This is a genomic window from Actinobacillus genomosp. 1, from assembly GCF_029774175.1.
Classification (GTDB): Bacteria; Pseudomonadota; Gammaproteobacteria; order Enterobacterales; family Pasteurellaceae; genus Actinobacillus.
This window is the reverse complement of record NZ_CP103834.1, coordinates 1955835-1977662: the sequence shown is the minus strand read 5'-3', so window position 1 is coordinate 1977662 and position 21828 is coordinate 1955835. Positions and strand designations below refer to the sequence as shown.

Below are 21828 nucleotides of genomic sequence, written 5' to 3'. Positions count from 1 at the left end.
CGGTTTGAATAATATTTTTAGTAAAAAAACAAAACTTTTTAACCGCTTGTTTATATATTCCGATATATCGTTAAGCTAGGCAAGAATGATTTCTACACCTTTATCTCTAATCGATTGAACAATGTTAGGATCGGCCTCTTTACCGGTAATTAACAGATCGACGTTATTGATATCTCTAAATAACATACCGATTTCTTTACCGAGTTTGGTACTATCCAGCAAAACGACATATTTGCTTGCTTTTGATGACATTTGCGCTTCGGAATTGGCAATGATCATATCGGTTTTAAATAAACCTTCCGGCGTAAATCCTTTACCGCTGGTAAACATAATATTCGCGGCATACATAAATTCATTCTGTTGGTTGAGCGAAAGCGTAACTTTTTTATTTTTATTATACTGCCCGCCCATAATCACAACGTCATCATGTTGTTGCTCAATCAGGTAATTGGCAAGCGGTAGGAAATTGGTAATAATTTGCAATTTTTGACCGCATAATGCTTGTCCCAATAATTGCATGGTTGAACCGCAGGTCAGGATAACGCTGTCCCCTTCTCGACAAAGTCTGCTCGCCGCCTCGGCGATACGACGTTTTTCATCGAAATTATTAATCGGTTTATCTTGTTCGATAGATTTTTGTACGTTGATCGCTTCCGCACCGTTACGTACTTTGCGCAATTTTTTCTGTTCGCTTAATTTATTAATATCGCGTCTCGCAGTTGCCGGCGAAACATTAAGTAAATGCATAATCTCTAGCGTTGAGAGCATTTGCTTTGCTTCTAACGTAGATAATAACTTCTTATGTCTAAAAATTTCGTTCATTACCATGTCCTTGCTTATATAAGTAATCCATTTTAAACCATGAACAATGAACTGAAAAATAAGCCACTCTTAAAATTCAGTTAAGAGTGGCTCGCCTTCAATTAAAGCATTGATTTAAATTGAATATTCGGCTCTTGCTCGAAGCAATCATCAAAACCACGCGGGTGGTGATATTCAATTAAGTCTTTATCGCGCGGATAAACGTATTTGCCACCGACTTCCCAAATAAATGGGTGGAACTTATATTGTAATCTATCTTTACGCATACGCCATAGATCAATAATTTCTTGCGTACTTGCCATAAAGTTCGTCCAAATATCATGGTGTACCGGAATAATCACGTTGGTACGTAAACATTCCGCCATACGGAGTAAATCGATAGAGGTCATTTTATCCGCAATACCGACCGGGTTTTCACCGTAGTTATTTAATGCCACGTCAATATCGAATTCTTTACCGTGTTTCGCAAATTGGATTGAGTAGTGAGAGTCCGCACCATGATAAATATTACCGCCCGGTGTTTTAAACACGTAGTTTACCGCTTTACGTCCCATTTCCTCATCTGACGGACATAGACCTTTTAATTCACCGCCTTGTTCTTCCGCACCCTCAACCGGTAGAGTGACTAAACAAGTACGGTCAAACGAATCTAATGCGTGAATTTCAACATCTTTAATTTTTACGACATCACCCGGTTTGACTACAATAATACGATCTTCCGGCACGCCCCATTTTTTCCATAATTCACCGCAGTGCCACGGGCCGACAAATTTCACGTGATTTAAATTAGGGTTGTTTACAATAGCCGCCGCCACATTCACATCAATATGGTCGCTATGATAGTGAGAAGCAAGGATAAAATCGACTTCATTAATCGCAAACGGATCTAATACCATCGGTTGAGCACGTAAGTTCGGTTGTAATTTACGCACGCCCGCCATATTCGCCATTTGGTGACCGCGTACCATATCTTTTACTTTTTTAGTGGATTTACCACGACTACACCATAAATCCATACAAATATTTGCACCGGCAGGCGTTTTAATCCACACGCCGACACAACCCAGCCACCACATTGCGAAGTTACCTTCCGGTACAACTTCTTGCTCAATTTCTTCGTTTAGCCAAGTGCCCCATTCAGGGAAGGTAGAAAGAATCCAACTTTCACGTGTGATTTCATTAACTTTAGCCATAGTAAACTCCTAATTTTTGGAAGGAAGAGATGAATATTTTAATCAAGAGTAATCATAAGTAATCATTCAGTATTGGTAAAATGATTTTTGTGAAAAATGTGATCTACTTCTAATTTTTTCTGACTAACTCTTCCGTTTTAGGTCATTTCCCTTTTTTATTAAGAAAATATTTTCTTTATAAAACAAATAGATAATCATATCCATATGAAATATAAGCATAATTTTCCCAGTTATAGAGAAAGACGATACATTTTATTAACATATGAACATAAAAATCATATAAATGAAAAATAAAATGTGATCTCGCTCACAAATAATCAAAAATAATCTTTTTAGTTCTATTGTAACTGTTTATCATTTACACGGTAGGCACAGATGTCTATGCCATTTTGTATTTAACTTAACCAATCTAAAAACACTGAGATCTTCCAAATCTCATCATTCTTACTCAACATAGAACAGAGAGGCTCACTATGGATACATTAATGAGTATCTTTATGGCAATTAATGACCAAATACTATCGAAAGCACCGCTATTGCTCGGTCTTGTCGCTTGTATCGGTTATATATTCCTCAAAAAAGATTCAACCACCATTTTAAAAGGTACGATTAAAACGATTGTCGGCTTTATGTTAGTACAAGTCGGTTCGGGTACGCTTGTACAAAACTTTAAACCGGTTATCGAAGGTTTATCCAAATACCATAATCTTAAAGGTGCGGTAATTGACCCTTACACAAGCTGGCAGGCGACCATCAGTACCATGGGTGACGCTTATGCGTATGTCGGTTATGCGGTAATCTTGGCATTATTCCTCAACATCTTGTTAGTTCTGTTCAGACACTTTACCGGTATTCGTACCATTATGCTTACCGGTCATATTATGTTCCAACAAGCGGGCTTAATTGCGGTGGTATTCTGGCTACTCGGTTCAAAACCTTGGGAAGTGGTCGTTTATACCGCAATTATTATGGCGTTATATTGGGGTATCTTCTCTAATATGATGTACCAAGCAACGCAACAAATTACCGGCGGTGCGGGTTTCTCTATCGGTCACCAACAACAATTCGCCTCTTGGTTAGCGGCAAAAGTCGCGCCGAAACTAGGTAAAAAAGAAGAAAGCGTGGACAAACTCGACTTACCGAAATGGTTACATATTTTCCACGACAGTATCTCTGCAACCGCAATCGTGATGACCGTGTTCTTCGGTATTATCTTAATGTCATTCGGTTTAGATAACTTACAACAAATGGCGGGTAAAACCCATTGGACGATTTACATCTTTGAAACCGGTTTAAAATTTGCGGTGGCAATCCAAGTTATCGTACTTGGCGTACGTATGTTCGTGGCGGAATTATCCGAATCGTTCAAAGGGATTTCCGAACGTTTAATTCCGAATGCGGTATTAGCGATTGACTGTGCGGCAACTTATGCATTCTCGCCAAATGCGGTGGTATTCGGTTTTATGTGGGGTGCCATCGGTCAATTCGTTGCGGTCGGCTTATTAATCGCTTATCAACAATTCGGCGGCGACGCTTCGGCTGCGGTGTTAATTATCCCGGGCTTTATCCCGATGTTCTTCTCTAACGCGACAATCGGCGTATTCGCAAACCACTTCGGCGGCTGGAAAGCGGTGATGAAAATCTGTTTCGTGATGGGTATCATCGAGGTACTCGGTTCCGCATGGGTAGTAAGCTTAATTACCAGTACGGAAGGCGGTGCGGGCTTTAACGGCTGGATGGGTATGGCGGACTGGGCGTTATTATTCCCACCGATTATCCAAGGTATGTTCTTTAGCCCTGCCGGTGCAACCTTCGTATGTATCGCATTAGCCCTTGTTTATATGGCGTTTGCAGGTAAACAATTACGTGCCGATGAAGCAAGAGCGAAAGCGGAAGGCAAAACCGTAGACCAATTATACGGCTTCGGCGAACCGATTGAAGAAGAAGCTCCGGCACAAGCGGAAAATACCAATACCGCCGAAAGCGAAACCAAAGCGGTACGTATCTTAGCGGTGTGCGGCTCAGGTCAAGGTTCATCAATGATGATGAAAATGAAAATTAAACAATATCTTGATAAACGCGGTGTACCGAATATTATGGACTCTTGCGCAGTAACCGATCATAAAGGTAAAGTAGGTTCGGTAGATATTATTGTATGTTCTAAACACTTACAAAATGAGATTGTGGCAAACGAACATATCTCGGTCTTAGGCGTACAAAATATGTTAAATCCGAATACTTTCGGTGAAGAGTTATTGGCTCTTATCAAAAAATATCAATAATCTGACATCCGCCTCTTAATGGAGGCGGGTTTATTTCCGATTAAATTAAACTTATCCAACTTAAAGGAAGCAAAGCTATGTTAAAAGAATCGCTTATCGAAAATAATTCAATCCTTTTAAATCAACGTGCGGCGGACTGGAAAGCGGCGATCAAACTAGGTACGGATTTATTAGAAAAATCAGGTGCGATTGAACCTCGTTATTACACCAGTATTATTGAAAATATCGAAAAAATGGGGCCTTATATCATTCTTGCACCGGGTTTGGCGATGCCTCACTCACGTCCGGAAGAAGGAGTAATTAAAACATCGTTCGCTTTAGTTACTTTAGCGGAACCGATTACCTTCGACGGCGAAGACGAACCGGTTTCGGTATTGGTTACCCTTGCTGGCAGCGATTCGGATAAACATATGGAAGGTTTAATGGAAATTACCCAAGTCTTGGATGATCCGGACAGCGATACCGGAGTAGATTTAGCCAAAATCTTACGTTGTCAAACCAAAGAAGATATTTATGCGGTGATTGATCAGGCATTAGCTGGCTAGAAATTCTCCCACTCTCTGCTTGCGGGAGAGAGGAATAAAGTACCATTTAAAAATTCGTAAAAGGAACAAAATATGTCAAAACCATTACTCCAAATTGCATTAGATTCATTAAGTTTAGAAAAAGCGGTTGCGGATGCGAAACAAGCGGAAAGCGTAGTAGAAATTATTGAGTGCGGTACGATTCTTGCTTGTGCGGAAGGGATGAAAGCGGTTTCCACCTTACGTGCGCTACATCCGAATCATATTATCGTATGTGATTTAAAAACTACTGACGGCGGTGCGATTTTAGCGAAAATGGCATTCGAAGCGGGCGCAGACTGGCTGACCGTTTCAGCAGCGGCACATCCGGCAACCAAAGCGGCGTGTAAGAAAGTAGCGGACGACTTCAATGCGGCACATCCGGAATTAAAAGTGAAGAAAGAAATCCAAATTGAAATCTACGGTAACTGGACGGTAGAAAAAGATGCGAAAGAATGGGTTGAATTAGGCGTAAAACAAGCGATTTACCACCGTTCTCGCGATGCGGAATTGGCAGGTAAAGGTTGGACGGCGGAAGATGTCGAATTAATGAAACAACTTTCAGCACTTGGTTTAGAACTATCGATTACCGGTGGTATCGTACCGGAAGAAATTCATTTATTTAAAGAAATTAAAAACGCCAAAGCATTTATTGCCGGTCGTGCTTTAGTCGGTGAAAAGGGTAAACAAACCGCCGAAGCGATTCGTGCTGAAATTGATAAATATTGGGCGTAATATTTAGTGTTACGTTAAAGCATACAAGCGGTCGATTTGTGGAAATTTTTTGCTATGAATAACGCTTGTTCAAAGATTAAAATCCTCGTGAATATATCCAAGCACGAGGATTTTTATTTATGCCTTATTTTGTAGCCGGAATTTCTTGACGAACAATCTCAGCCCCCGCGCTTAAGGCTTGCAATTTGCCACGAGCAACTTGGCGAGATAACGGTGTCATACCGCAGTTTGTGCTAGGGTAAAGTTTATCTGCATCAACGAACTGTAAAGCTTTTCTTAAAGTATCCGCCACTTGTTCCGGCGTTTCAATCTCGTTAGTAGCGACATCAATTGCGCCTACCATCACTTTTTTACCACGTACCAACTCGATTAAATCCATCGGTACACGAGAGTTTTGGCACTCTAAAGAAATAATATCGATGTTTGATTTTTGTAGTTTAGGGAAGCTTTCTTCATATTGACGCCATTCCGAACCTAATGTTTTTTTCCAATCGGTATTGGCTTTAATACCGTAACCATAGCAAATATGTACCGCTGTTTCGCATTTTAAGCCTTCGATGGCACGCTCTAACGCTGCAACGCCCCAATCGTTTACTTCATCAAAAAATACATTAAATGCCGGTTCATCAAACTGAATAATATCTACACCGGCTGCTTCTAATTCTTTTGCTTCTTGATTAAGAATAGTGGCAAATTCCCATGCTAATTTCTCACGGCTCTTGTAATGTCCGTCATATAGCGTATCAATCATCGTCATTGGACCCGGTAATGCCCATTTAATAGGGCGATCGGTATGAGCGCGTAAAAATTTAGCATCTTCAACAAAAACCGGTTTGGGGCGGTGTACGGCTCCGACTACGCTTGGCACACTGGCATCATAGCGGTTACGGATTCGCACAATTTCACGTTTGGTAAAATCCACACCCTCTAAATGTTCAATAAAGGTCGTCACAAAATGTTGGCGAGTTTGCTCACCGTCACTCACAATATCAATGCCCGCTTGAATTTGTTCCTGTAATGAGACAAGTAACGCATCACGTTTTGCTTGCAGTAAATCATCACCGGTTAATTTCCATTCCGACCATAATTTTTCCGGTTCGGCGATCCAAGATGGCTTCGGTAAACTGCCGGCGGTTGAGGTTGGTAATAATGTTTTCATAAAATTCTCTTTAACTTATTAAATTACTTCTGTTTTTGCCCAATTAGCCAGTAATTCACGATACGGTTTGATAAAGTATTCATTGGTAAATTCGCCTTGTTTAATCGCTAATTGCGTACGTTCTTCACGGTCATATTCAATGGTGGTCAATGAATAATCTTGGTAAGTTAAACTTGGTTGATATACTTGTCCTGCAACCGAGTTAGCGTTGTAAATTTCCGGACGATAGATTTTTTGGAAGGTTTCCATTGTGCTGATTAAGCCGATTAACTCTAAATTAGAGTAATCGTTCAACAAATCGCTGGTAAAATAAAATGCATACGGGGCAACCGATTTAGGCGGCATAAAGTAGCGAACTTTCATTCCCATTTTCGCAAAGTAATCATCTGTTAATGAATAAGCGTTTTGAGTATATTCCGTACCTAAAATAGGATGGTGGTTAGTGGTTTGCGTATAAGTACGGGTACTCGCTACGCTTAAGCAGAATACAGGTGCTTTAGCCGAAATTTGTTGATAAGCTTCTGAATCGGCTAATAATTTGAACAATTTACCGTGCAACTCACCATAATTAGCGGGCGCACTAAATTTTTCTTGGTTTTTATTATGGTTGATCAGCCAGACACTAAAATCATAATCGCGTACATAAGATGAGAAACTATTGCCAACAATGCCATCAATACGTTGATTTGTGTGCTTATCCACAATGTAGGTTTTTAGCATTTCAATCGCAGGGAAATGCTCTTCTTGGCCTTCAATCACAATATCCGCAGACACAATTTCAACCTCAACCGCATAACGATCATTTTTCGGGTTATCCCAATGGGCGAGATCATTAAAACGGTTGTTAATCATACGCAAAGTGTTATGTAAATTTTTCTGACGATGTTCACCTCGAGCCAAGTTAGCAAAATTGGTTGTTAAACGTGTGCTTCGACTAGGTTCATATTCCTCATCAAACCTCAGTGTTTTAATGTTGTAGTGGAATGGAATATTCATAATTATTACCTCCGTATTAAATTTCATTACGAATCCTCAATAGAGATAATCTAGCGCAAATCAATTATGAATAAAAATGAAACATTTTATTAAAAATTATGAAATAAATTCATAAATTATGCATTTAATGAGCTAATCAAATAATCGGCTGTAATTAGCCAAAATAAAATGTATTTTTTGAATCACCGACGAATTTGGATTATGATAACCTCAAATTTCCGAATGAAGATCACGCATATGAAACATTTCAAACTTACATGCATCGCATTATTTACCACTCTTTCAATTCCCGCTCTTGCGAATGAAACCGATCAAACCGAAAATACTTGGGCGGATCAGCAACGTAATTCGGTTCGTACTAAATTACACGACTGGTCAAACGGTATCAACGACTGGCTGGGAGAAACCGATCCGAATAAACCGGCATCGGCAAGTTTACGGGTGATGTTAGACAACCAATGGAATAAACACGACCGTTTTTCCTATAAACCGCGTGTGCGAGGTAAAATCAGATTACCGGTACTGAAAAAACACGTGAGTGTGGTATTCGGTGATGAAGATTTGGAAAACCAAGCGCGCGATAAAAACCATGTAGGGCAAAATTACCGTAATTTACCGCGTGATCGTAATTATGACAGCCGCCAAGCACGTAATGATAACGCCTCTATCGGTTTACGTTGGTCAAATGAGATTAAGCGTTTAGGCATTGAAAGCGATTTGGACGGCGGTTTACGTTCGGGCGGTGATATTTTCGGACGTTTGCGTTTAAGTAAAACTTGGGATATTACCGATAATTTCGGTACTCGTTTAGAACAAATTTATCGTTACGGCACCAATAGTAAACATTACCTGCGTACCAATTTAGAAAATCGTTATATTGATAGCGAAAACACCTTCATTATGAACCACACATTCCTACAATATACACATGATGTGGATGAAGAAACCGGCTGGGGAAACAGCTTTTATCGTCAGCATAACTTTACCCCGCTTAAACGTTTAAGCTACGGTATCTTTATGGGCGGACGTTTTGATAAAGGTTACTCAAAATTTAACACTTACGGACCATTTATCAGCTATCGCCAACCGATTTTCCGTAATTGGGTGTTTATTCAACCGGAAATCAGCTTCTATAACGATAAAGACAAAGACCGTAATCATTTCATCAATACCTTTATGCGTTTAGAAGTGATTTTTTAACTTTTCATATAACAAAAAAGACTGCGTAAAATCCATTACGCAGTCTTTTTTATTATAATTGCAGAAAATAGCGAAAAAATAACCGCTTACCATTTAACTTTGATTATATGGATAACGCAAAATCACCTTGTTATAGAAGCTACCGTTAATATGCGTTTTATGTAAATGAAATTTTCGGTAAGCATTAAATAATCCGTCATCCGGTTTTTCCGGATTTGCCCAAAAGTCATCTAAACTGCCTTGATAGGTCAGCCCGGCAAAGTCATAATTAGCTCGTCCTAATATTTTTACCGGCATATTGTGCAATAACGCAGATATACCGCTGGTACTATTCAGCGTCACCATTCCCTTACCGTAACGTAAGAAAACCGGCATCGGCACATCGTGAATATAATAAATTCGTTTTTTCAGCGCAGGATATTGCGCAATATATTCATCAATCACTGTACCGTAATCAATAAAACCGCGATCCATCGGGTGATGCTTTATAATCAAGCGTAAATGTTCGGGAGCGCTCGTTGCAAATGATGACAATACTTCTCGTAACACTGCCTCTACACTCGGATAATCGCTATGGACTAAAATTTGGCTATCGTCGTAAACTTGGAGCGGTAAAATAAAAAAATCGCCGAACTCGCCTTTTGCCACCCGTTTAGCGAAATTCCAATCATACAAATAGTAATATAAACGCTTCACGCCGGATATCGACCATAGTTTCACATAATACATCACATTTAGGAGGCGATGATGGCGATATTTCGGATAATAACGGCGGCGATAATAGGCCGACACATAATATTTGATTGCCAGTTTTGCCATCGGACAAAATCCTTTTGCAACATGTTGCGGTTTTTCCGGCTCCGGCAATTCCTCAAATTGTCTGAAATACTGTGCCTCACATGGAATCGGAGAATAAGCATTCACTCCCGTTTTTTCAAAGGTAACGTAATTAGGGCGAAAATATCCTTCTTCAAACGCCCAAAAACTTACCGTTAAATGTTGGCAAACTTCTTTTGCTATTTTGTGATACTTACGGTTATCGCCGAAACAAACAATACTATCAATATGATACGTTTGGCAAAAATTAACTAAATAATGACGAAAATTTTCTAAACTGTCACGATAAGCGAACGTATTTAAAATCGTATTCGGATAAAAATATTCATCTCCGGCATTTAAATTAATTTTAAAGACCGTTTTATTTTGAGTTCTCAGCCATTCCGATAGCTCGGTAAAAAAAGAACCTATCGGACCTTGTAATAATAATATTCGCTCCGAACTTTCAATCAAATCATCTAAATAATGACTAATCATAAGTAATACTCTTCAAAAATTCTTATCTTAATGCTCGATAAAGCTGTTTTAGTTTACCAAACTGTTTCGCTATCCACGGACGTTTAATACCGCTATGTGATAGTTGCTGTTTTTGTTGTTGTAAAATTTCAATTGCTTGTTCCGCATTAATAATCGTAGCATCGTTCGGATTCACATATTGGGGATAATATACCAGCACCGCAGAAATAAGCTCTTCCAAACACAGTTTTCTGCTGCGACGCTCCAGTAAGAGATAATCTTCGGTTAGTCCCCAATTCGAATAAAAAGGTAATCCGTAGCAATGTACGATTTTCCCACGTAATAATGCTTCAAAACCAGCCAATGATGTCATCGTATGCACTTCATCAACTTGATTGATACAGTCTAAAATATTTGCACTTTCGACAATATCATCGGCAAATTTGACCGCTTGTTCTGTAGGTATATGACCTTGTCGATTTCCACTCACAACATCCGGATGCGGTTTATAAATGATATATGCATCGGGATTCAACTCTCGAACTTTACGGAGCAAATCCAGATTTTTATTAATTTCCGGAGAACCGAAACGAATGGAGGCATCATCTTCAACCTGACCGGGTACTAAAATAGTACGTTTATCCGTAATATTCAGCTGAAAACCGGCATTTCCCACATTATATTTGCCGATATTCGCCTCAATTAAACGCGCTTTTAGCTTTCCGGCTAACGCCAAATCCTGTTCACTAAATTCTTGATGCAATAAAATCTCTTCTAAACGAGAAGATGTTTGCGCATTAAAATAAATGCCTAAATCATCAATCACCAATGATAACGGTGCAACTAAATTAGATCCCAGACCGACAGATCGAATAAAGCCGTCTTCCATACGTAAAAGCGGAATATGATGCTTTTCAGAATAAGCTAACACTTCCGGTTTTCCTTGGCTCCAAATTAATAATTTAGCATCTTTTTCAAGCGTTCTTTTTTCTAACGTTTTTAATGAGCCGACAAAATGTAACCGGCATAAAGGCAAATTGAAAAACGGCTTAATCACAGCTCGTTTCCATAATGACATTCCAATACAATAGAGATGCCCGCCTAAACGTTGATTCAATATTTTCGCCTTACTCAGATAATCAATAACATCAAAAATTGTACCGACTTTACCGGTATAAGGATTAGTATAACGGCTATATTGCAGATAGGCTGCCGCAAATAATTGAATAAAAGAACGGTTTTTACGACGCTGCTCAAGTTTTAAAATATCTATATCCGGATGTCTATCGTCCGTAATCCCCCAACCGGCAAACCAAGGAATACCAAACGTAACGACTTTTTTTCCTAATAACAGTGCCTCAAACCCCATCTGTGAAGTGACACAATACACTTTATCAACCTGACTCAACAGAGAGATAGGATTAACGTCTTCCGCAAATAAACGTATTTGACTACCGTAGCTATGCAAATCGGTTAAATAGCCTTTTTTCTTACCGCTAATTACATCAGGATGGGTTTTAACCCAAATTTCGGCGGAAGGATTTTCTCGAATTGCAGTATCCAGCATTTGTTTAAAATGAAGCTCGCTCGCCTGCCCATATTTTACCGCCATATCACCGAAAGTTTGATCAACAATCAATACTCTCTCGGTCGTTTTAGGTTCATATGCAACATAATCAAGATTATGGTTATATTTTGATAACTGATGGCGAACTATCAACCGCACGGCTTGTTCCGCTTGTTGGAGCTCGGTTGCACTAAAATTTGCGCTAAGGATCAGCAGCTCTAAACGAGAGCGACGGGTCGTATCGTAATAAATACCAATATCGTCATATACGATAGAAAAAGGCGGATAACCCATAACGCCAAGTCCAAGCGAACGTAAAAAACCGTCCTCTAATGCAATATAAGGAAGATGATATTGTTCGGCATAAGCACGAGCTTTATCGGCTGAAGGACGAAGCCCCCAACCGATGACGTTATCCACTCTCACCATTTTCATCAAAGGAGAATAAGAGATTAACTCACTATCATGTAAGAAAGCATTTAAATGAGGAATCTTTAAAATCCCACGTGAGAAAATTAACGATTTAGTGATAGCACCTTGTGTCACTCAAAATCACCTTATTGATTTCTATATATAAATTCCAGTTTACCTTTTAGTGAACGCAAAGTAAATTTGAAGCAAAAGAAAAGCCCAAAGAAACCATGATTTCTTTGAGCTTTTAGACATAATAAAAAGTTATTGTGCAAGCAACTCCGGTTTATCACCGTAAATAGGAACTAAAGTTTTCTCATAAGCCGCTTTTAATTTACCGTTCGTTTTAAATTCGGCAATTTCTTTATTAATGAAGTCTAATAAGACTTTATCGCCTTTTTGTACTGCCGGCGCAATTTGTTCCGCAGGACCTACGCTACCGATTGCTACGTCAAAGGTCGGATTTTCTTTCGCCCACGCCCAAACTAATGCGTTATCGTGGGCTAACGCTACGCCGCGACCATCTTTCAGTGCATCAAAGGTTTCCGTGTTTTGGTCGAACTTTAACAGATTGATTTCAGGGTGATTTTTAGTGAAATAGGCATCGGCGGTCGTGCCTTTATTGACTAATAAGGTTTTGCCTCCTAACTGTTTGAGGTCGGTAATTAACGCCCCTTTCGGCGATACGACACCCAACGCCACATTCATATAAGGCGCGGCGAAATCCACCACTTCAGCACGTTCCGGCGTTTTGGTAAAGTTAGCTAAAATCAGATCAACTTTATTAGATTTTAAATATTCGACACGGTTTGCCGCTTCGGTCAAAACAAATTCCACTTTATCCGGACTACCGAGTAAGTCGTTGGCGATCTCTTTCGCAATTTCTACGTCGAATCCTTGGCTTTTACCGTTGGCATCGACATAGCCGAACGGAGGTTTATCGCCGAATACGCCAATACGAATCACGCCGTTTGCTTTAATTTGTGCAACGCTATCTTGAGCGGATGATTGCGCATTATTCCCATTGTCACATGCCGTTAAGGCAAAAGCGGCAATTGCGGTTGCCAGTAATGTTTTTAATGTTGTGTTCAGTTTCATAAAATGCTCCTGTTTAAAATCGTTGCTCGGCTAGAAGCCGTATTTTGTAAAATTTTAGCGAAATTTGACCGCTTGTATATCGCAAATTAATAGTGCATACCGGTTAAGAACTGTTTAGCTCGCTCGGTTTGCGGCTGACTAAAGAATTGATGCGGCGGCGCTTGTTCGATAATCACTCCTTTATCCATAAAGACAATCCGATCCGCGACTTTTTCGGCAAAGTTCATTTCGTGAGTGACGATTAACATCGACATACCTTCTTCTGCCAGTTCCAGTACTACATCCAACACTTCTCGTACCATTTCCGGGTCGAGTGCCGCCGTAATTTCATCGAGTAAAATCACTTCCGGATTCATACATAAAGCACGCACAATCGCAATACGTTGCTTTTGCCCACCGGATAATTCTCGAGGAAAAGCGTTTTTGCGATCTAACAAACCGACACGAGCAAGTAATTTATCCGCTTGGGCTTCAACTTCCTGACGTGAACGTCGTTGCGCTTTGATCGGGCCTAATAAAATGTTCTCGATCACATTTAAATGAGCGAATAATTCATAGCTTTGGAACACCATACCGACTTTTTGACGAGAGGCTTCCCAGCTTAAATCTTTGCCGAATTCGCCGACATCTTGCATCACAATGCTACCGCCTTGTTTTTCCTCCAAACCGTTTATGCAGCGTAATAACGTGCTTTTACCACAGCCGGACGGGCCTAAAATCACTACTACTTCGCCTTTGGCTAAATCCAAATCCAAATTGGGAATGGCGACCGTTTCGCCATATTTTTTATGTAAATTACGGATAGAAAGTAACGCCATTTAGCTCTCCCATTTGTGTTCTAAGCGTGTTGCGAATAAAGATAACGGATAGCAAATCAGAAAATACAGAATAAAAATTAAGCCATAGACAACAAAGGAAGCACTCGGATTCGTTAATAAGGCGTTCTCAATAATTTGCTGTCCGACTTTAACCATTTCGATTACCCCAATTAATGCAGCGAGCGAACTGGTTTTTACCATGCGGGTAAACAGATTAATCGCTCCCGGTAATACTCGGCGTGTACCTTGCGGTAATTCAATATATTGAAAAACTTGCCAACGATTTAAACCTAACGCACGAGCAGATTCAATTTGGTGTTTTTCGATCGAAGCTAACGCACCTCGTACTAAATCCCCCATTTCAGCGATGCCCCATAAGGTAAATACCCAAATACATACCCAAAAACCGCTGATATGCAGATTAAACCAAGTAGATAGCCCAAAGTAGAGTGCAAATAACCAAACCAAAATCGGCACAATCCGAATGGTTTCTAAATAAAAACGACAAACGGCACGTACAAAAACATTATTCGCTCGCATTAATAAGCCGAATAGTGTGCCGAATACCAAGGATAAACCAACCGAAATAAATGAAATTTGGGCAGTTAGCCATAAGCCTTGTGCGAGTCTAGTCGCATTTTGCCCTTCAAATAACCAATCAAACCCCATATTTTGCACTCCGTACTTTATTTTCAAAGTGGCGAGCTAACAATGAAATCGGCAACAAGATTACTAAATAGCTGGCGAATAATAAGAACAAGGCTTCATTGGTTTTGTAATCCATACCGATAATATCTTTAGTGACAAACATTAATTCCGCTACAGCAACTGCACTGATGACCGATGTTTCTTTAATTAAAAACAGCACATTTGCACCGATAGCCGGAATGGATACCGCCCATGCTTGCGGAAAAATGACATAGCGAAATACTTGAAAACGGTTTAACCCAATCGCTTTTGCCGCTTCGGTTTGCCCTTTCGGCACGGCAAGCAAGCCGGCACGTAACGCTTCCGCCATATAGCTTGCACCAAGAAAAACTAAAGCAATAATCCCGCAGGTAAAACCGTCCCATTTAATGCCTATTTTCGGCAAGCCGTAATAAAGAAAGAACAGTTGAATGAGCAGAGGAGTATTACGGGATAATTCAATATAACCGCGAGCTAGCCGGTTAAACGGTTTAACTTGATAAGCGGTAATAACGGCAATCAATAAGCCGAAGATCAACGACAGCAAAATTCCCCAAAACGAAAGTTGGAGGGTAATGATTGCCGCATCAATAAAGCGTGGGATCGCATTAATAACATAAGACCAATTCATAGCAAGTAGTAGGTGCAGTTAAGACAAAACGCTTAAAAAAACTAGGAAGGATTGTTGATCTAATTAATCGGAAAAGGAAAGTATAAGAAGCTATTTTTTATAATTTTTAGTTATGAATAAACAGAGGTAAAAAATACGAAAAATTCGACCGCTTGTTACGATCAAAAAAGCCACCTAACAAGGTGACTCTTTTAAAGGTAATTTATCTAGATTAACGATGCGGTTGATTTAACGGTACTTCCGCATCAGGTTCTTGGGTAATACGGTTACGTAAATCACGACGGATTACCTCAATCGTCCAGAACCAGAAGATATGACCGACTAATTCGGAAATGTGTTCGTATAAAGGCCATTCCGCAACCGGTGGAGTTAAACCTAATGCAGGGAATGTGATGTAGTGTACACAGATGTTTGCGATGATACCTGCACCGATACCTTGCCAGAATTTGATTTTCGGGAACACTTCCGCAACTAAGCAGTAACCGATAGCGAACACTAATGAGAAAATCATATGTGTTACACCGATTGAGTTAAACGTATGATCCGCAAAAGTGAATGCTACAGTGTTATAAGGGTCGATACCGATGTAATCACGTAAGAAAACCGCCGGAGGGTTTAATACCGCACGAGAACATTGTTCTAACGCACCAGCCATCGCTAATGAACCGGAATTTACCGCATCTAAGACTGGTTGCGGACATGCTGCGGTAAATAAATCAACCGGACTACGCGGTGGGAACGGATGTTCCGCACCCCATTTTACGAAGGCTGAAATAATCCCTGCAATGATACCGACGAATACCGCTAAACCGTAACGACGGCGACTAGGATTTGTTTGTTCGAAGAGACCCATAATAAGTTCCTATAAATAAAAAAGAAAATAAAAAATTTATGGTTTTTTGAAATAACATTCCAAAAACACACGGTTATTCTCTACTCAATTAACATAAATTTCAATCTATTAATTTTAAACAGGACAATTTTTTTATTTAATAAATAAAAAAACCGGTCAAGTAATTAACCTGACCGGCTGACTTTTTAGAGAGTATTAGTAAGCTAATTTATATACTTCCAGAATTTCTTCCGCAGTACAATCTCTCGGGTTACCCGGGGTACATACGTCGTTAAACGCATCAATAGAAAGCGCAACCAAATCTTCTTGTTTTACTCCGATTTGCGACAGTTTTTCCGGAATACCGACATCTATCGCAAGTTGTTTTACCGCTGCTACCGCCGCATCACGATATTCCGCCTGACTCATTTCATCAACGCCTTTTACCCCCATTGCACGTGCGATTTCTCGGTATTTTTCACCGGTGTAATTTTTATTAAATTCCATTACATAAGGCAATAATACCGCATTTGCGATGCCGTGAGGCGTGTCGTAATAAGCGGAAAGCGGATGCGCCATACCGTGTACCACACCTAAACCGACATTCGAGAAGCCCATACCGGCAACATATTGACCGAGAGCCATTCCCTCACGCCCTTGCGGATCATTTTCCACCGCACCGCGTAAGCTACGGGAAATAATTTCAATCGCTTTTAAATGTAACGCATCGGTTAGTTCCCACGCCGCTTTAGTAATATAACCTTCAATCGCATGGGTTAAAGCATCCATACCGGTTGCTGCGGTTAAACCTTTCGGCATAGAGGACATCATATCCGGATCAACCACCGCCACCGCAGGTACATCATGTACGTCCACACAAACAAACTTACGTTTTTTCTCTTCATCGGTAATGACGTAATTAATCGTAACCTCTGCCGCCGTACCTGCCGTGGTCGGCACGGCAATAATCGGAATACATTGTTGATGTGTCGGTGCCACACCCTCTAACGATAATACATCGCTAAATTCAGGGTTATTGATGATAATACCGATTGCTTTTGCACTATCAATCGGAGAACCGCCACCGATGGCTATCAGATAATCCGCACCGGATGCTTTAAATTTTTCCACACCCGCTTTAATCACATCGACCGACGGATTGGCTTTTACTTCATCAAAAATTTCATACTGTAATCCCGCCGCATCCAATAAATCAGTGACTTTAGAAGCGACGTTATATTTAATTAAATCTTTATCGGTAACCACTAACGCTTTTTTAAAACTGCGACTTTTGACTTCATACACAATGTGTTGAATCGCACCTTTACCGTGGTAACTGGTTTCATTCAGAATCAAACGATTTGACATATAATATTCCTTCTTAAAGTTAAAAATTCATTTTCCGATAAGCAAGGTAAGCGGTCTTATTTTCTGATTTTTTTGCAAATTTTATGGAAAACTCGACCGCTTGATAGCTCCTTTTATAATTATTTGACTAACACTTTCCAGCAACGGAAACCGTAGATAGCGATAGCAACGAAGCAAATTAACGGTAGGATAAATGAGAAGTTTACCGCCGGCATACCTGCAACCGTACCCATATCGATAATCGCACCTTGAAGCGGCGGCATTAACGCACCACCTACGATAGCCATAACTAAACCTGCCGCACCGAGTGCCGATTCTTCACGTTGTCCGTCAAGTGCAATACCGTAAATGGTCGGGAACATTAGTGACATAAAACCGGAAGTTAATACTAGGCAATATAAGCCGCCCATACCGTCAATAAACATTACTCCTAAGATACTGAAGAAACCGCCGACTGCGAAGAGGAATAACATTAATTCCGCTTTAAGATATTTCATCATTGCGGTACTGATAAAGCGACTACTGATAAAGAGAGCCATTGCCACGATATTCCAGTTTTGCGCTTCCGCTTTAGTTAAACCGAGACGTTCCGCATATTGGATAATGAATGTCCAGCACATGATTTGCACACCGACATAGAATACTTGTGCAATCACACCTTCACGGTAACGTTCATTTTTAATTAAACGGCCGAATGATTCTTTAACAGAAATTTTGCCGTGTTCATCCATTTTAGTCGCCGGCATTTTGTAGAGTGCGATAATGATAAACACCACCAATACCACAATACCAATCGCCACATACGGGTTACGAATCATTGCTAAGTCGTTAGTTCTTACTACCGCTTTTTCCGCTGCCGATAAGCTATTGAACAGTAAGTTACCCGCCGCATCGCGTTTTTCCGATTCAAGGTTGGTTAAAACGATTTGTGAAGCGACAAACATACCGGTAATCGAACCGAGCGGGTTAAAAGATTGCGCTAAATTTAAACGACGGGTTGCGGTTGCCGGATCACCCATGGAAAGAATGAACGGGTTCGCCGTAGTTTCCAAGAACGCTAAACCGAACGTAAGAATATAAAGCGACCAGAGGAAGAACGAGAACTGTTCATATTTTGCCGCCGGGATAAATAGGAACGCCCCAATGGCATATAATGCTAAACCTAATAATACACCCGCTTTATAGCTATAACGGCTGGCAAACAATGCGGCGGGAATCGCCATCGTACCGTAACCGCCGTAGAAAGCGAACTGCACCAGAGCGGCTTCGGAAGCCGGAATTTCCATTACGGTTTGGAACACCGCCACCATCGGGTTGGTAATATCATTTGCAAACCCCCAAAGGGCGAATAAGGTGGTGATCAGGATAAATGGCACCACAAATTTTTTCTCAAGAACTTTAGCTGTCATAGGACGTTCCTTTTTAGTTGTTTATGAAGATGTCATTACATTTCTCGATTAAATTTATTTTTCTTCAACCCAAGAACCGTAAGATTTGAATTTCTCCAATACGGTTTGCATTTCTTGTTTGGATAAAGTCGGAAGCGGTCTGCCTGTTGCAAGTAGTTTTAAATACCACTCTGCAATTACTTCAACTTCGTGAGCGATACCTAACGCTTTATCCAAGGTTTTATCTGCGGTAATTAAGCCGTGATGTGCCAGTAAAATCGCTTTACTTTGCTTAATCCCTTCACGCACATAATCCGCTAATTTATGCGTACCAAAAGTCGCATAAGGCACACAAGGAATATGATCGGTACCGGTACAGGCAATCATATAGTGGATAGCCGGAATATCTTCGCCGAGGATAGAAGCGGCGGCACAATTCAATGCGTGGTTATGCACCACCGCATTTAATTCCGGACGCGCTTCATATACTGCTAAATGGAATTGCCATTCGCTTGACGGGAGCTTTCCTTCTTCGTGTTTACCGTCTTTATCTACATAAACAATGCTGTCTTCCGTCATTTGTTCGTACGGCGTACCGGTCGGGGTAATTAGCATACCGTCTTGATAGCGTACGCTGACATTGCCTGCCGTCCCTTGGTTTAAACCGAGACGTGTCATTTCAAGGCAAGTATCGATGATTTGTCGAGCTAGTTCTCTGCGATTCATAGTGAACTCCTTTAATTTTTTTATGATGTATTCTATTGATTGTTTAAAATCTTTATTTAACGGGTGTAACCCCTTTTTTGATGATGATGTTGCCGTATTTCGCCAATTCGCCGGTAATCACGACCGCATAAGCGGTTTTCGCACGGTCATAAAAGGCAAAACGCTCTACTCGTTCTACTTTCGGTGCTACACCGTTTACTTTCTTGATCGCACCTAAATAGCGTTCTTCGACACTTGGATCCAACGTATCGCCCGGAACGGCTTGCATCATCGCTAACGGTGCTTCAACATATTGGTCAAATTCAAACAGTGCCGAAATACCTTCTAATAAGGTGGCAACACCGATACCGTCCGCACGGATTACTTTCGAATGAATCGAATGAGCAGGGAAATGCGCATCGGAAAGGACTAACTCATCACCGTGTCCCATTTCCGCCAACACTTTGAGTAACTCGGGCGAAATCGCCGGATGAATACCTTTTAACATCTTGAACTCCTGTTTTTTGCTAGAACGGAAGCCTAAAATTTCATCAAGCGGTCGTTTTTGGGCAAAACTTTGCAAAGCCGGCAAGAATTTCAACCGCTTGCAGCTAAATAAATAGGGATCCGTAATTTAATGATGATTAATAAAACTGACTGTTATTTGATGGCTCGACTCGTTGTACATTCGGCTTCATCGCCTGTTGCGCTTGTTCCGGCGAGGAGAAGACCCCCGCACCGGCAAAAGTAAACATTGCCGCACCCAACACGGTACTTTCAGGAAAATCCACCACATCAAGCGGTCGATTTAATACATCGGCACGAATTTGATTCCAAAGGGCGTTTTTCGAGCCGCCGCCGACACAAATTAAACTTTCCGCATTAAATTGACCGACTTGTTCTAGAACGGCTAAGCCTGCTTTTAAGCGATACGCCATATATTCCAATCCGGCACGGTAAATTTCGCCGCGGCTGGTATGCATGGACAAACCGGTTATCGATCCGCTTTCCGTCGTCGTACCGTCAAAGTTACCAACTAATTTCACACCGTTTGCACCAGCCGGCACCGATTGAGCTTCGGAGATCATTGTGCCGTAATAATTATCTTGGCCGGCTACATCGGCAAAGAAACGTTTGCCCAACCATTCCATCACACCGGATGCAACCCATTGCACGCCGGGGTTGAAACCGCCGGATTGACTGTCAAATTCAATCGTCAAACCTTGCTCAACAAATTTCCATTCAGGTTTAGCTTGTTGGCAACGCGACATTAAAATTTCCCATGTTCCCGAACTTAATACCGGTTGGTTATAACCTGCACCGGAGCCGAAAATGGCGAATTGCGTATCATGACCGCAAGAAATTACCGGAATTTGATCGCTTAAACCTAACTCATCGGCTAATGTTGTTTTTAAAGTACCGATAACTTCGCCGGCACTTTTCATTGGTGGGAAATGCGCTTCGGTTAAGCCTAATAATGAGAGAACCTCTTTATCCCAATCATCGTTTTCAATATTGGTCATCATAGAAGTCCCCGCCATAGTGCGGTCGGTACTTTGTACTCCGGTTAGGCGATAAGTCAAAATAGAAGAGATAAATAAGAAACTGTCCGCCTGCGCGTAAAGCTCAGGTTTATGTTGTTTCAACCATAATAATTTGAATAAAGTGTTAAAACTGTAATGCCCTACCCCATTACGCTGATAAAGTGCTTCTACATCAATTTTATCGGCAAGTTCTGCCATAATCGGTAACGTACGCGGGCATTTCCAAGAAATAATCGGATAAAGCTGATTGCCGGCTTTATCAAAAATCGTGCCGTCCACGCCAAAGGTCGTCACGGAAATCCCTACGATAGATTGGCGTTGTTGCGCTGAAAGTTGTGAAAGGGTGCTTTTTGCACAAGTCATCAATTTTTGCCAAATTTCTTCAATATCCCAAATATGATAATCAGGGCTTTCCTCCCCGGCTTGGGTATTATTGGCAAGATGGTGCATGGCAAGAATTTTGCCGTGTTGATCAATGGCGATCGTACGCAAATTAGTTGCACCGCAGTCAAAAATAAGGGCAATAGACATAAATA

At 40.8% G+C, this 21828-nt stretch carries 20 protein-coding genes; 4 read left to right on the top strand and 16 right to left on the bottom strand.

Annotation, left to right across the window (positions count from 1 at the left end; genetic code table 11):
- Nucleotides 1-75: 75 nt before the first annotated feature.
- Nucleotides 76-822, bottom strand: coding sequence for an HTH-type transcriptional regulator UlaR (gene ulaR / locus NYR63_RS09200; RefSeq protein WP_279457245.1), 747 nt, complete (start codon nt 820-822; stop codon nt 76-78).
- 101 nt (nt 823-923) lie between these two features.
- Nucleotides 924-2015 carry an L-ascorbate 6-phosphate lactonase gene (gene ulaG, locus NYR63_RS09195; protein WP_005599176.1) on the bottom strand — a complete coding sequence of 364 codons (1092 nt, stop codon included), beginning with the start codon at nt 2013-2015 and terminating at the stop codon, nt 924-926.
- Nucleotides 2016-2488: 473 nt separating this feature from the next.
- On the opposite strand from ulaG, the gene NYR63_RS09190 reads away from it, so the two are divergent.
- The 3 genes from NYR63_RS09190 (at nt 2489) to NYR63_RS09180 (ending at nt 5595) form a co-directional block, all read left to right on the top strand.
- Nucleotides 2489-4297 (top strand): PTS ascorbate-specific subunit IIBC, encoded by a 1809-nt coding sequence (locus NYR63_RS09190; protein ID WP_279457244.1) that lies wholly within the window; start codon nt 2489-2491, stop codon nt 4295-4297.
- A 77-nt stretch (nt 4298-4374) separates the two neighbouring features.
- Entirely contained in the window at nt 4375-4842 is a 468-nt protein-coding gene (locus NYR63_RS09185) for a PTS sugar transporter subunit IIA (RefSeq protein ID WP_279457243.1), read from the top strand.
- A 72-nt stretch (nt 4843-4914) separates the two neighbouring features.
- Nucleotides 4915-5595 (top strand): 3-keto-L-gulonate-6-phosphate decarboxylase UlaD, encoded by a 681-nt coding sequence (locus NYR63_RS09180; RefSeq protein WP_018651504.1) that lies wholly within the window; start codon nt 4915-4917, stop codon nt 5593-5595.
- A 124-nt stretch (nt 5596-5719) separates the two neighbouring features.
- Here the strand turns inward: NYR63_RS09180 and NYR63_RS09175 are convergent, their stop codons facing one another.
- Nucleotides 5720-6754, bottom strand: a complete 1035-nt coding sequence (locus NYR63_RS09175) for a methionine synthase (protein ID WP_279457242.1) — start codon at nt 6752-6754, stop codon at nt 5720-5722.
- 18 nt (nt 6755-6772) lie between these two features.
- A complete protein-coding gene (locus NYR63_RS09170; protein WP_279457241.1) occupies nt 6773-7750 on the bottom strand; it encodes a putative oxygenase MesX in 978 nt (325 codons plus the stop codon).
- A 237-nt stretch (nt 7751-7987) separates the two neighbouring features.
- On the opposite strand from NYR63_RS09170, the gene NYR63_RS09165 reads away from it, so the two are divergent.
- The gene (locus tag NYR63_RS09165; RefSeq protein ID WP_279457240.1) at nt 7988-8950 is read left to right on the top strand and encodes a hypothetical protein; all 963 of its coding nucleotides are present in this window, start codon (nt 7988-7990) and stop codon (nt 8948-8950) included.
- A gap of 93 nt (nt 8951-9043) precedes the next feature.
- Here the strand turns inward: NYR63_RS09165 and NYR63_RS09160 are convergent, their stop codons facing one another.
- From NYR63_RS09160 to fucK, 12 genes are all read right to left on the bottom strand, one after another.
- Complete coding sequence (locus NYR63_RS09160; RefSeq protein ID WP_279457239.1) at nt 9044-10264, bottom strand: capsule biosynthesis protein; 1221 nt, start codon at nt 10262-10264, stop codon at nt 9044-9046.
- A gap of 22 nt (nt 10265-10286) precedes the next feature.
- The gene (locus NYR63_RS09155; RefSeq protein WP_279457238.1) at nt 10287-12356 is read right to left on the bottom strand and encodes a capsular polysaccharide biosynthesis protein; all 2070 of its coding nucleotides are present in this window, start codon (nt 12354-12356) and stop codon (nt 10287-10289) included.
- 129 nt (nt 12357-12485) lie between these two features.
- On the bottom strand, nt 12486-13319 hold the full coding sequence (locus NYR63_RS09150; RefSeq protein ID WP_279457236.1) for a cysteine ABC transporter substrate-binding protein: 834 nt from the start codon (nt 13317-13319) through the stop codon (nt 12486-12488).
- 86 nt (nt 13320-13405) lie between these two features.
- Nucleotides 13406-14137 (bottom strand): amino acid ABC transporter ATP-binding protein, encoded by a 732-nt coding sequence (locus NYR63_RS09145; protein WP_279457235.1) that lies wholly within the window; start codon nt 14135-14137, stop codon nt 13406-13408.
- Nucleotides 14138-14806, bottom strand: coding sequence for an amino acid ABC transporter permease (locus tag NYR63_RS09140; protein WP_279457234.1), 669 nt, complete (start codon nt 14804-14806; stop codon nt 14138-14140).
- Complete coding sequence (locus NYR63_RS09135) at nt 14796-15455, bottom strand: amino acid ABC transporter permease (protein WP_279457233.1); 660 nt, start codon at nt 15453-15455, stop codon at nt 14796-14798. Before NYR63_RS09135 ends, NYR63_RS09140 begins: the two co-directional genes overlap by 11 nt.
- Before the next feature lie 211 nt (nt 15456-15666).
- Nucleotides 15667-16308 carry a YagU family protein gene (locus NYR63_RS09130; RefSeq protein ID WP_005599154.1) on the bottom strand — a complete coding sequence of 214 codons (642 nt, stop codon included), beginning with the start codon at nt 16306-16308 and terminating at the stop codon, nt 15667-15669.
- Nucleotides 16309-16503: 195 nt separating this feature from the next.
- The gene (gene fucO, locus NYR63_RS09125) at nt 16504-17655 is read right to left on the bottom strand and encodes a lactaldehyde reductase (protein ID WP_279457232.1); all 1152 of its coding nucleotides are present in this window, start codon (nt 17653-17655) and stop codon (nt 16504-16506) included.
- A 119-nt stretch (nt 17656-17774) separates the two neighbouring features.
- Nucleotides 17775-19064, bottom strand: a complete 1290-nt coding sequence (fucP, locus tag NYR63_RS09120; RefSeq protein ID WP_279457231.1) for an L-fucose:H+ symporter permease — start codon at nt 19062-19064, stop codon at nt 17775-17777.
- Nucleotides 19065-19118: 54 nt separating this feature from the next.
- Nucleotides 19119-19769 carry an L-fuculose-phosphate aldolase gene (locus NYR63_RS09115; RefSeq protein ID WP_043991912.1) on the bottom strand — a complete coding sequence of 217 codons (651 nt, stop codon included), beginning with the start codon at nt 19767-19769 and terminating at the stop codon, nt 19119-19121.
- 52 nt (nt 19770-19821) lie between these two features.
- Complete coding sequence (gene fucU, locus NYR63_RS09110) at nt 19822-20256, bottom strand: L-fucose mutarotase (protein ID WP_279457230.1); 435 nt, start codon at nt 20254-20256, stop codon at nt 19822-19824.
- A gap of 136 nt (nt 20257-20392) precedes the next feature.
- Nucleotides 20393-21823 carry an L-fuculokinase gene (gene fucK, locus NYR63_RS09105; protein WP_279457229.1) on the bottom strand — a complete coding sequence of 477 codons (1431 nt, stop codon included), beginning with the start codon at nt 21821-21823 and terminating at the stop codon, nt 20393-20395.
- Nucleotides 21824-21828: the final 5 nt, after the last annotated feature.